Origin of the sequence: Paenibacillus gansuensis (assembly GCF_042684925.1) — a bacterium.
Taxonomy (GTDB): domain Bacteria; phylum Bacillota; class Bacilli; order Paenibacillales; family DY6; genus Paenibacillus_N; species Paenibacillus_N gansuensis.
In genome coordinates, this window is sequence record NZ_JBHUME010000005.1 from 720379 (window position 1) to 732890 (window position 12512).

The 12512-nt window shown below is 48.1% G+C and carries 10 protein-coding genes; 7 read left to right on the plus strand and 3 right to left on the minus strand.

Translation table 11 applies throughout. The annotated features are described in order from the left end of the window. Window positions 1–15: 15 nt before the first annotated feature. Window positions 16–1278 (plus strand): MFS transporter, encoded by a 1263-nt coding sequence (locus ACFSUF_RS07475; protein WP_377601630.1) that lies wholly within the window; start codon window positions 16–18, stop codon window positions 1276–1278. A gap of 49 nt (window positions 1279–1327) precedes the next feature. Here the strand turns inward: ACFSUF_RS07475 and ACFSUF_RS07480 are convergent, their stop codons facing one another. From ACFSUF_RS07480 to ACFSUF_RS07490, 3 genes are read right to left on the minus strand one after another with little or no spacing between them, the layout of a single operon-like run. Beyond that, window positions 1328–1825 (minus strand): DUF1854 domain-containing protein, encoded by a 498-nt coding sequence (locus tag ACFSUF_RS07480; RefSeq protein WP_377601631.1) that lies wholly within the window; start codon window positions 1823–1825, stop codon window positions 1328–1330. Next, a complete protein-coding gene (locus ACFSUF_RS07485) occupies window positions 1825–4005 on the minus strand; it encodes an ABC transporter transmembrane domain-containing protein (RefSeq protein ID WP_377601633.1) in 2181 nt (726 codons plus the stop codon). Before ACFSUF_RS07485 ends, ACFSUF_RS07480 begins: the two co-directional genes overlap by 1 nt. 36 nt (window positions 4006–4041) lie before the next feature. Continuing rightward, window positions 4042–4923: a helix-turn-helix transcriptional regulator gene (locus tag ACFSUF_RS07490; RefSeq protein WP_377601635.1), complete on the minus strand. Its 882-nt coding sequence runs from the start codon at window positions 4921–4923 to the stop codon at window positions 4042–4044. A 314-nt stretch (window positions 4924–5237) separates the two neighbouring features. Between ACFSUF_RS07490 and ACFSUF_RS07495 the strand changes: the two genes are divergently transcribed. The 6 genes from ACFSUF_RS07495 to ACFSUF_RS07520 all read left to right on the plus strand — a co-directional run bounded on the left by ACFSUF_RS07495 (window position 5238) and on the right by ACFSUF_RS07520 (window position 12354). Further along, window positions 5238–7154, plus strand: a complete 1917-nt coding sequence (locus ACFSUF_RS07495; protein ID WP_377601637.1) for an ABC transporter substrate-binding protein — start codon at window positions 5238–5240, stop codon at window positions 7152–7154. Window positions 7155–7230: 76 nt separating this feature from the next. Then, the gene (locus tag ACFSUF_RS07500; protein WP_377601639.1) at window positions 7231–8229 is read left to right on the plus strand and encodes an ABC transporter permease; all 999 of its coding nucleotides are present in this window, start codon (window positions 7231–7233) and stop codon (window positions 8227–8229) included. Between the two features lie 4 nt (window positions 8230–8233). After that, window positions 8234–9085 (plus strand): ABC transporter permease, encoded by an 852-nt coding sequence (locus ACFSUF_RS07505; protein WP_377601641.1) that lies wholly within the window; start codon window positions 8234–8236, stop codon window positions 9083–9085. Between the two features lie 11 nt (window positions 9086–9096). Beyond that, complete coding sequence (locus ACFSUF_RS07510; protein ID WP_377601643.1) at window positions 9097–10113, plus strand: ABC transporter ATP-binding protein; 1017 nt, start codon at window positions 9097–9099, stop codon at window positions 10111–10113. Beyond that, a complete protein-coding gene (locus ACFSUF_RS07515) occupies window positions 10082–11092 on the plus strand; it encodes an ABC transporter ATP-binding protein (RefSeq protein ID WP_377601645.1) in 1011 nt (336 codons plus the stop codon). The genes ACFSUF_RS07510 and ACFSUF_RS07515 overlap by 32 nt, the downstream gene beginning before the upstream one ends. A gap of 191 nt (window positions 11093–11283) precedes the next feature. Continuing rightward, window positions 11284–12354 (plus strand): glycoside hydrolase family 172 protein, encoded by a 1071-nt coding sequence (locus tag ACFSUF_RS07520; RefSeq protein WP_377601647.1) that lies wholly within the window; start codon window positions 11284–11286, stop codon window positions 12352–12354. Window positions 12355–12512: the final 158 nt, after the last annotated feature.

Consider the following 12512-nt stretch of genomic DNA (forward strand, 5'->3'; position numbering starts at 1 on the left):
AAGGTGGGGATCACTATGGAAACGGTACAACCAAGTACTAAAGCTTCAAATTTGCTTCAAAATAAGTTCCTTCAAACCATTCTGCTTTCAAACATGCTGCTGCAAATTGGGATTTGGGTGCGCAACTTCGCTATTTTATTATTCGTTGCGGAAAAGACGAGCAACGATCCCTACGCGATCTCTCTGATCAGCGTTGCGGAATTCGCGCCTATTTTTGTGTTTTCCTTCATTGGAGGCACCTTTGCCGACAGGTGGCGTCCGAAACGCACTATGGTGTGGTGCGATTTATTATCGGCTGTCTCGGTTTTTGTCGTGCTGCTGACGATACATTTCGGATCATGGCAGTCGGTCTATTTAGTGGCTTTCATTTCCGCAATACTTTCGCAATTTTCCCAGCCTTCCGGCATGCGGTTGTTTAAATATCATGTTCCGGAAGAACAGCTTCAGCAAGGAATGGCTTTATTCCAATCATTGGTAGCTACGTTTATGGTATTAGGACCGATGCTAGGGACATTTGTTTACAGCCGGTTCGGTTTAGAAATTTCGATTGCCGTGATGGGGGTTGCATTTTTGCTATCCGCTTTGGTCCTGATCCGGCTGCCTGAAGATGTGCAGGAGGATCGTCCTGCTGCCGTGAAAGGGCAGTTCCGGCAGGAATTCGTGGAAGGCTTTCGTTATGTATGGCAAAGCCAAGTACTGCGAGTTTTGGGGCTTGTGTTCATTCTTGCGGGTCTTGCCGTTGGGGTTGCCCAAGCGCTGAACCTGTTCATCGTTACGGAGCGGCTCGGGAAGAGTGAAGAGTTCCTGCAGTACATTCTTATGGTTAACGGTGTGGCGATGTTGGTCGGCGGGGGGATCGTAGCCGTGTTTGCCAAACGGGTTCCACCTCAGCTATTGCTTGCGATCGGGATGCTGGTCGGTGCCGTATGTACTGTCATTGTAGGATATTCCCAAAGCGTCCCGTTGACATTGGTAACTCAATTTATCAATGGTTTGGTATTCCCATGCATTCACATCGGAATCAGTACGATGATCTTGAAATGGTCGCAATCCTCCATTGTCGGCCGGGTGAACGGGGTGCTAAACCCGATGTTTATCGGAATGATGGTCGTGTCGATGTCATTCGCCGGAGTATTGAAGGATGCGTTTCCTCTAGTCGCGATATACGCGGGTGCGGGTGTGCTGTTTCTTATGGGGGCGTTTGTCTTAGTACCGATTATGAGACACAAGGCCCCTGAATACACGGCAGAAGCACAGCAGGTTCAAGCTCAGTTATAACTAAAGCCTTATCATCCTGTGCAGGATGATAAGGCTTTTTTCATTTTTTCTACAGCACATCGCGCAGCTGGTTGCGGCTGTGGCTGTCCAGAGTCTGCCAATCCTGTATTTCGCAGCGTTTGCCGTTCAGATCGGTAAGTATAATCCGACGGTCTCCGGGATACTGCATAAACTCATGCAGATTACGCATCGTAATGCGGGTTGGTCCAATATGGGTCTGAAGGTCCCATTGCCATAGATCGTTTTTTTGCTTGACGCTGTTTACCCGGGTCACCCGGGGAAGAAGATAGCGGAACTGCAGTTCCTGCTCTACTTCTTTCCGGCTTGTTTCTTCAAGATAGTCCACATTCTGAACGATGCCGATTTCTTCTCCCTTAGGATTGCGGATGGAAATGAATTGCTTTGTATATTGAAAAGGGAAAGTTCTGTATACGACCAATTCGTTGTAATAAGTTCCTTCCAAGATACCTTGAAGGACACCGCCTGCACCGCGTGTAAATGAAACCCGCTCCGGGTCCAGCATATGAATGTCATACGGGTCACCCATCACCCTTCGACCCCCTTGATCTTGGATAATTCCGTCTGTGCTTCCACCAGTTTAAAATAGATACCTTTAAGTGAGAGGAGTTCGTTGTGCGTGCCGATTTCAGTAATTTTCCCTTGATCAAGCACAACCAGCCGATCGGCATTGCTTAAAGTCGATAATCTGTGTGCGATTGCAAAGGTCGTCCGTCCTTTCACAAGACGGGAAATCGCTTCCTGAATCTGCCTCTCCGTCTCCGTATCCACCGAGGCAGTGGCTTCATCCAGGATCAAAATTCTCGGGTCGTGGATGATCGCCCTGGCAATGGCCACACGCTGCTTTTCTCCGCCGGATAACCGGTGTCCCCGTTCACCTACTCTCGTGTCATAGCCGTCAGGCAGCCGGGTAATAAAATCATGGCAGTTGGCAATCTTGGCGGCTCTCATAATTTCTTCCGGTGAAGCATCCGGCTTGGAATATGCGATGTTCTCCGCTATCGTACCGTCAAACAGAAAGGTCTCTTGCAGAACGACCCCAAGCTGGCTGCGCAGGTCGGTCTGACTGATATTTCGCAGATCGTTGCCGTCGATGGCGATACCGCCCTCATCCGGGTCATAGAACCTGCACAACAAATTGATGAAGGTTGATTTTCCCGCACCTGAATGTCCTACCAATCCAATCATTTCCCCGGGTTTTACATGAAGATTTATATCTTTCAGAACAGGATGGTGTTTCTCATAGCCGTATGTAACCTGTTGAAAGGAAACTTCACCGCGTACTTTTTCAATCTGCACGGGATGACGGCTGTCCGGCACATCCGCCTGCGTGTCCATAATTTCAAATACGCGGTCCGCTGCGGATAGGGCATGGCTTGCCCAATTGATCATCTGACTTATCCACTGCAAGGGACCGAGCAGCATCCCCAAATAAGTAAGTAAAGCCATCAGTACCCCCAATTGGATATGGTTTTGGAGGACGGACCGTCCCCCGAAATACCATATGAGTAAGGTTCCGATACCAGCAACGAATGCAAAGAAAGGAAATACGCCCTGCCAAATCCCTTCAATTCGGATGTTATTGCGGACTACTTCTTTGTTCACCGTATTGTACCGTTCCATTTCGGCGGGTTCTTTCCCGAACGCTTTTACGACGCGGATTCCGTTAAGCGAATCGCCGACAAGCACATTTAAGCGGAAAATCGACCTCCATTGCTGATACCAGAGCCGGCCGATCTTGGGCCAGATTGTCATGGAGACGATGACAATGATGGGGATCGGGAGAAGTGCCAGAAGGGTAAGCCGCCAATCTAAGCTGAACATGATGATGAAGATCGCAATCATTCGGAGTGATTCGCCGGTTACCCATACTACACCGTCCGTCATGAATTGTCTCATAGCCTCGGAGTCGTTGTTCACTCGTCCGATGAACTGGGAAGTCTGCCGCCTGTCAAAGTAAGCGAGCGACAATTTCATTAAGGATTCGTATATTTCCCTGCGCAAATCTCCCATTAATTTGGATCCTACCCATACGCCGATTAACCCGCGCACAGTCTGCATAACGGTCAGCATCACCATCGTCAGCGCAAACCCGAGCACAACCCAGAGCAATGCGGATCCCATATCTTTGGGCTGCAGGATGTCGTCAATAATTACTTTTGTTAAATAAGGGGGGATGAGTTCTAGAATGGCAGTAAGTATGAGCAGCAGGCCGGCCAAACACATCTGTTTCTTATATGGTTTCGCATAGGACAGCATTCGAAAAATGACCTTACCGTTATTTCTGCACATGGGGCAAGTCTGTGTTCCTTCTTGAAGAGGGCTGCCGCAGTTGCTGCAATAGAGGGGGAATTCCTTCTTGGTGGCGATCGGCCGGGTTTCACCTTTGGCTATAGCGGTGATTAGTTTAGCTGCAAAGCTGAATACGGCCGAAAGCGAAGCTGTGTACCGGAGAAGCACAATGGGATCTTCTGCAGTATCAGCGATCAGTGCTCCTCCGCCAATACCGCTGACAGCCCTCACTTCTTTTATACCGGATATGTTCCAGTGAGCGATGGAACTGCCGGCCGGATGCCATAAGCTTACTTCATTTTCATTCACCGTAAACCACATCTTGCCGAACTTTCCATCCGTAGTCAGGTCTGTTTCGGCACTAAAAAGAGGAGGTCCCGGCATTTTATTTCGGATTGCTGTGGGCAGCTGCTGCATACTTGCACCATCTCCTTTCATCTCTTACATAACCAATTATTCGGCCTGGGAAAGGGAAGCCCGGTAGGTGGAAGGGCTTCGGCCTTCCTTATTTTTAAATGCCCGGCTGAATGAATGGATGCTTGGATAACCAAGCGTGTCGGAAATTTCCTGCATCGATAATTTAGTGAACTTCAGCATGTTTTTGGCCCGCTCCATCCTCATTTGCTGATGATATTGCATAGGGGTAATCAGAAAAGCGTCTTTGAACAGCCCGATCAAATAGTGTTTATTCAAGTGAAACTGCCGTGACAGCTCGTCTAACGTCAGATCCCGGTTCGCATGCAGATTCATATAGCGTTGAATTTCCACTAACAGCGATAAGTGATCGGGCTCCTCCAACCGGTTCAGCCACTGAGACTCACGCAATAAAAAAACGATCAGATCCAGGACAAGGCCTTTGAGCCTGATTTCGTAAAAGGGCACTTTCATCTGAAATTCCCTAATGATCTGGAACAGAATCGTTTCGAAGGAGAGAGGGTCTCGTAATCGGATAAAGTTCGGCAGAAACAAGTCGGCTCCCGAGAGAAGATCCTCCCGGAACAACCCTTTTTCCGTCTCGTCCATGTCTTCCGGAAGTTTAAAGGATACTGTCACTTCAGGACTGTCGGGCTGTTCTATCAAATCAAAGTGGACATGCGGCTGGTCTGCGGGAGCAGGGCTTGTCACTTTAATAGAATGGCGCTGTCCCGGTTTGAAAAGAAACACATCCCCAGGTAATCCGTGATAAACCGAGTTCTCAACGGTCACTTCCAACTCGCCCTGTTTTAGAAACAATATTTCATAATCCCAAATGACGCGTTCCCAAATCGGAGCGCCCGGCAGCAGCCAATGATCCATTGCGACGCGGACATAAGGAGAGAAAGGCAAGGCCGCCATTACCATCACCTCAAATCATTGTTATGTATAGTAATTGTCTACTATATAATACAAAATTGATAAACTAGTGTAAACGTTTAAATTATATATATTCGTGAATTTCGAGAAAATATACAGTGATATCAACGATTTTCAGTATATTTTTATAGCTTATGAGCAATAGGGCATGATAAATAACTTAATTTTTGATAAATAAATAATAATAATTGCTAAATCTTTGTATCCCCTTTCATCTTACAATAGCGTTGTGAAACGGTAACAGAAGGGCGGTTTGCTTTGTCATTTTGAAAGTACATATCGGAGGTGTAGGTTTCATGGGCAAAAGAAAGATCGGTGTCATGCTTTCCATTCTTTGTATTTCTTCAACTTTACTGGCTGCATGTTCGGATTCAGCATCCAAGTCCAGCGTGAATTCCAACACGGCGCAAACGAAGGACGGCATTACATCGGACAGACCCGCTGTAAACAAGGACAAAATGTTCCGGATGACAGGGACTTGGCCTAAGCCGCCTCTATATCAAGGGAATCTTTACGCTGCAGGCGGAGTCGGCATCCCATTTCATTACATTTACGAAGGATTGTTCCAAAATGTACGTTCCACAGATAAAGTGTACAACATCTTGGCCGAATCTTATGAACATAAAGGGAACCAAACGGTCATCAAGCTTAGGCAAAACGCCAAGTGGAATGACGGAAAACCGTTTACCAGCAAGGATGTCTGGGCATTTTACACTTTAAATCACGGTGTCGAGGTAACTCATTATGTTAAAAGTATTGAGTATCCCGATGACTACACTGTTATTTTCAACTGGTTCGATAAGTCGCCAAGCGATGAAGTGAAGATCAAGATGATCGGCCAGGATATGGTCGCTTCGATTCCTTATCATATTTACAAAGCGTTCGTTGATAGAGACGCAGCCCTGCTGGCCAAAGCGAAGCCTCACAACGATCCGAATAAAAAAACACCGTACGGTCTGGACCTTACGCAGATAGCCGAAGAGGTGGGCAAGGTTTGGCAGGATTTTATGAAGAGCAATCCTAAGTTCCCGATTACAACCGGTCCGTTCATGGTCAAGAAAGTAACGAATTCGGACCTGCTCATGGAAAAGAATCCATATTACTGGAATCTCGAAAACATTCATTTTGATAAGTTTGCCATGAAAGACCCGGGTCCGGACCCGGCCGCAGGATTTGCACTGCTAAGATCAGGCAAGATTGACTACATGGAACACACGCCTCCAAAGGATATTCTCGATTCGATCCTAGCTGCTAATGAGGACCTTGTACATTACAAAACGTTTGATCCGGCCTGCGTAGGCATGATCTTTAATACGACGAAAGCACCGTTCAACAACGTGGAGTTCCGTAAAGCTCTCATTTACGCCTTGGATCGTGAAAAGCTGAGAGATGTCGGCAATATTTACGGAGAAGTGCCTAAAACTGCTTTGACAGGAATGGCGCCTTCGGAAACGAAAAAATGGGTAACGGACGACGTGAAAAGCAAACTGACGGACTATTCCTATAATCCGGAGAAAGCAGCTGAAATTCTTAACAAACTCGGCTGGAGTAAAGGAACTGACGGGAAATGGCGGGACCCGCAGGGGAAACTGCCGGAATTCATTATCGCTGTGAACAGCTCATGGGTCATTGGCGTTAATCCGGGACAAGTGGCTGCGGAACAGTTAACAAAATTCGGTATCCCGACAAAGCTTCTGGCAGTAGACGGTTCCATCTTCTATAAGAAAGCGGAGCAAGGCGAATATCAGATGGCGATGGATTTCACCGACACGACATGGGGCACGATGTTTCCGTGGAGCCCGCTTCGCAACCAATATTGGGGACTTCTCGCCAGAATGGCCGGTTTCCAGAAAGACAAGAACGGAGCGCTCGATCTGAAAATACCTGGCCCGGACGGTCAAGTGCTTGATATGGAGAAAGAGCTTCAAAACATGCCCTATCTGAAAACCGAGAAAGAGCTGCAAGAGATCTCATCCAAAATTGCTTGGATTACAAATGAAAACGCTTATGGCGTCGATTTCTTCCAAAATGTGACCGGTTTCTGGGCAAATAAGAAAACGGTAAAAGGCTGGCCGATGGAAGATCAGATCGAAGCGAGCGACCGGAACATGATGCTCGGCACCACGCCCGAAGACCGTCAAGAAACCGCAGATTTGATACCGGGCTTTGGTAATCATATGGCATTCAATCAAGGCAGGCTGTCTCCGAGATAAGATTCGGCGCGGATGAAAGGCCGGGGGTTTGTGAAGTCAGCAAATCCCTGACCCGCTTTGAAAGAGGAGGGAAAGCATGAACAAAAGCTTTGTGTTAAGGCAGCTTGCGGCATCGCTGCTAACCGTCTTTTTAGCCATGATACTGACGTTTGTGCTCCTGCGGTTGACTCCTGGAAGCGCGATCGATGCTTGGGCGCGAGGCTATGCCGCCCAGTACAATGTTACATTGGAAAAGGCTTATGAGCAGGTAGCTCTAATGATCAATTACAATCCCAAAGAGCCGATATACGAGCAATTTATCACTTATGTTTCCGGTCTGCTGAAAGGGAATCTGGGCTATTCTATGGTCAGCCAAAGCGTCTCGGTCAACGAAATTATCGCAAGCGCGCTGCCATGGACCTTATTCGTCTCAAGTATTGCCTTGTTTATTAGTTTTACGATCGGCATTTTTTTGGGAGTACAGATGGCTTGGAGGCGCAAGTCGCTGCTGGAACCTATCGTTTCGGTCTATTCGATTTTGACCAACGCGGTTCCGGATTTTATCTTTGCCATCCTTCTGCTGATTGTGTTTTCCTACGGGCTGGGCTGGTTCCCGATCAACGGTGCGTACGATCCTTTCTTAGATGTTGGCTTCAACCTTGATTTTATCGTCAGTGTATTCTATTATGCGGCACTTCCGATTTTAACTTTCGTTATTGCGATGATCGGCGACTGGGCGTTATCGATGAAAGGGAGCGCCGTCAGCGTAATAGGAGAGGATTATGTGGAAGCTGCGCGTGCAAGGGGCCTGCCGGATTCAGTCATTATGAAAAAGTATGTGAGGAAAAATGCGATCATCCCGTTGGTCACTCAAATGGCCATGGCATTAGGCGGGATGCTGGGAGGCGCCATCCTGGTAGAGAATTTGTTCCAATATCCAGGCATGGGGTATTACATGGGGAATGCCGTCGGCCAGCGGGATTATACTGTCATGCAGGGCATCTTGTTGTTTATTGCGGTAACGATGGTTTTCGCCAACCTGATCGCCGACCTGATCTATTCCAAGCTGGACCCGAGAATCAAGACAGGAGGCTGATCTTATGCAGGGTGTAAACCATTTCTTCTCCGTTATCTTTCAAAACCGCAGATCCACTGCCGGCTTGATCATTCTCGTCTTCTTTAAGCTAATGGCTTCAGTGGGTCCTATGGTTTTTACACTTGACACAACTGTTGATTACGAAAACCGGTATCAAATGCCGTCAGCCTCGCATTGGCTCGGGACGGACTTTGCCGGCAGGGATACCTGGGTTCAGGTTGTTTACGGCTCCAAAGAAGTGTTGACCATCGGGGCATTGACGGCACTCTTTACTTTGATGATTGGGGCGGCGTTAGGGATGTTTTCCGGCCTGGTCGGCGGTAAACCGGATACGGCCATTATGATGGTAACGAATTTATTTCTAACGATTCCCGCTTTTCCAATCCTGCTGATGATGGCATCGATATTCTCCATTCGGGATCCGATCTCCTTTGCTGCGGTTCTAAGCATTTGGGGTTGGCCCGGACTGACGAGAGCGGTGCGTTCACAGATCATCACCCTGAAAGAGCGTGATTTTATCGTCATCTGCAGGGTGATGGGGATGAGCAATCTGCACATTATTTTTAAGGAGCTGCTGCCTAACGTTACTTCTTACTTGGCCATTAACTTCATTCTCATCATGAGAGGCGCTATTGTTGGAAGTATCGGTATTATGATGATGGGCCTGGCGCCATACTCGCCGATGAATTGGGGGCAGATGCTTGTGCTTGCGGTGCAGCAAACGGGAGGTATCTTTAATCCGAACGGTTACATTTACGTTCTGTCTCCGATTGTAGCGCTGGCTTCGTTTCAGCTCGGATGCATCTTTTTTGCAAATGGGTTGGATGAAGCGTTAAACCCAAGGCTGAGCAGATAGGAGCGAGATGAATGCAAGCTGCTAACTTAGTGGAGATCAGGGATTTATCTATTCAATTTCCAATGAAACGCGGAGTAGTGCAGGCGGTACAAAACGTATCTCTGGATATCCCCCGAGGGAAGATTACGGCACTGGTGGGGGAAAGCGGAAGCGGTAAGTCAACGTTGGCTTCAGCTTTATTGCGAATGGTTTCATCACCGGGTGTCATTGCCGGGGGAAGCATCAAATTTGATGGAACTGAACTGTTGAAATTAAAGAAAAGAGAGCTGCGGGAATACCGCTGGAGCCAGACGGCGATGGTGTTTCAAGCGGCCCAGAATGCGCTCAATCCGGTTGTGAGAATCGGAGAACAATTCATTGAAACGTATGTAGCGCATAAGAAGGAAAGGAAAGAAAAGATACTTGATAAGGTGAAGCATCTGCTGGATTACGTCAGATTGGATCCTAATAGAGTGCTGAATGCTTATCCGCATGAGTTAAGCGGCGGCATGAAACAAAGAGTGATGATCGCGTTCAGCCTGCTGCTGGATCCGAAGCTTATCATTCTGGATGAACCGACGACCGCACTTGACGTCATCACGCAGGAGTATATTTTCAATATTTTGATGCAGATTCACAAAGATCTGGGTATCACTATGCTTCTGCTATCCCATGATATCGCGATTGTCGCCAAGGCAGCGGACCAGGTAGGGGTCATGTATGCGGGGAATCTGGTTGAGGTGGGGGAAACCTGCGATATGTTTGCAGCGCCGAAGCATCCTTATACTTCGGGATTGATTAAAGCGGCACCGTCCTTGCTTACCGAGGCTGCTGAGCCGATCGCAGGGTCGCCTCCCAACATGCTGAATACGCCCGCAGGGTGCAAATTCCATCCAAGATGCAAGCATGCTATGGAGATGTGCGGGAGGGAGCAGCCGCCATTACTATCTTTGGATAACCAAACGCTGGTCGCCTGCCATCTACACAGTGCCGGACATGGAACGGAGGGAGGGGCCTATGACATCGCTGCTAAAGTTAGAGCATATTAGTATGTGCTTCGACGGCAAGAAATCGCTGCTTGGTGAAAGAAAGGAAGTTCAAGCCCTTTCCGATGTAAACCTGGAGATCAAGCCGGGTGAGATCGTGGCTTTGGTCGGGGAAAGCGGCTGCGGCAAAACCACGCTGGGGAAAGTGATTACCGGACTGCACAGGCCGTCTAAAGGCAGAATGTACTTTGAAGGCAAAGACATATCCGGGATGAATGCATCGGAGTTGAAGCGCTACCGCTCCAGTGTTCAATTGGTCCAACAAGATTCTTATGCAGCGCTTAATCCGGCACGAACGATATATCATTCCTTATCGGCGCCGATCCTTCACCATAACAAGGTAAAAGGCTCCAAGGCCGCCAAAGCAAAAGTGCGCGAGCTTCTGGAAACGGTTGGTCTGGCACCGGCTGATCTGTATTTGGACAAATATCCGCATCAATTAAGCGGAGGCCAGCGGCAAAGAGTGTTATTGGCCCGGGCCATTTCACTGGAGCCCAAAATCATTGTTGCGGATGAGCCGGTATCAATGGTAGATGTCTCCATGCGGCTGTCCATCTTAAATCTAATGGCAGAACTGAATCGCAACATGGGCATAGCTTTTGTCTACATTACCCATGATTTAGCAACGGCCAAATATATCGCCCAGAGCGGTAAAATGGCGGTCGTTTATTTGGGCAGAATCGTAGAGTTCGGTAAAGTGAAAGAATTATTATCCGAACCGAAGCATCCGTATCTGCAGGCGCTGCTGACTGCTGTGCCCGTTCCCGATCCGGTTGTGGCCAAGCGATTGAAGGTGCTTCCGTTACGAAGTTTCGAGATGCCGAATGTCGAGGATCCGCCTCATGGCTGCGGATTTCACCCTCGCTGCCCGTATGCGAATGTCCGGTGCGAAACGCATCTGCCTGCTCTGGATGATTATGCCGGCGTGAGTGTCGCATGCCATCATGTAAAGGATGTGCCTGTATGGAGTTTGAACTCTTGAAAAGAGTGGTTTTTAAAATGTCGTTGTTCTTTCTGCTAATGAGCTGCGTTCTGCTGTTTATGGTAGACACGGGCTCGCCGCAGTATGTGATGGTTATCCTTACTATGCTCATTAATCTTGTTCTCATAGGCTTACTTATGATAGTGCGATTCAAGAGAGATGAAGAAAATTAAACTTGGGAGGAAAAATTCATGGTATACGGATCTTTTATGAGTCATCTTACGAAAGTGAGCAATGCAAAAACGCGGTCGATCAGCGCAGAAAATTTTACCGGTGAAAAAGGAAAGGGCGGCATGGCCACGGATGGCACCGGAGCACAATGTGCAAGGGAATTAGGGGTTGGCTGGAAAGTCTCGCCTTCGATCGAGCTAAAAGGCAAAACTACATTTACGCTGGCTGAAATTGAGGGACCCGGCATCATCCAGCATATTTGGATGACGAGCCATAACAACCATTGGAGAAAGCTGGTACTTAGAGCTTACTGGGACGGGGAGGAAAACCCTTCGATTGAGGTGCCTTTCGGCGACTTCTTCTGTAACGGGTGGGCGGAACGCTGTAATGTCAATTCATTCCCTATTGCGGTAAATCCAGCGGGAGGCTTTAACTCCTATTGGGAAATGCCCTTTAGAAAATCGGCAAAATGGACCATTGAGAATCTGAGCGATGATCCTACCCATCTTTATTACCAGTTCACTTACTCCTTAACGGAAGTAGCGGAAGATGCAGCATACTTCCATGCTCAATGGCGCAGGAACAATCCGCTGCCATATAAAGGAGTCCACACTATTGTTGACGGTATAAAGGGCCACGGTCATTATGTCGGCACCTATATGGCATGGGGGGTAAACAACACCGGCTGGTGGGGAGAAGGTGAAATCAAATTTTACATGGACGGAGACCAAGAATACCCAACCATCTGCGGAACCGGAACCGAAGATTACTTCGGCGGCGCCTGGAACTTCGAATTTCCGCAAGGACAATACGGAACTTATTCCACAGCCTTTTTAGGGCTGCCGCAGGTAATTAAGCCGGATGGGTTGTACCGGAGTCAGCAGAGGTTCGGGATGTATCGTTGGCACATTCTCGATCCGATTCGATTTGAGCAGGATTTGAAAGTTACCATACAAGCACTTGGCTGGAGAAGCCATGGAAGATACTTGCCGCTGCAGGATGACATCAGCTCTACCGCATTCTGGTATCAAGTGGAACCGCATGCTCCTCATCCTGTGTTTCCCGGGATTAATGAGCTGGAAGTGATATAGGTTTTTCACAAAAGGCAGTCCAAAGTGAAGTAATACTTTGGCTGCCTTTTGCTGTGCGCTCTGAAAACGAGAGTCGGAGAGCTATCTCATTCTTAAGGCGGAGTTGAAAAACAGTCCTCAGCATGTGTATTGAGGGGCATGCGTCTTATATGATCTAG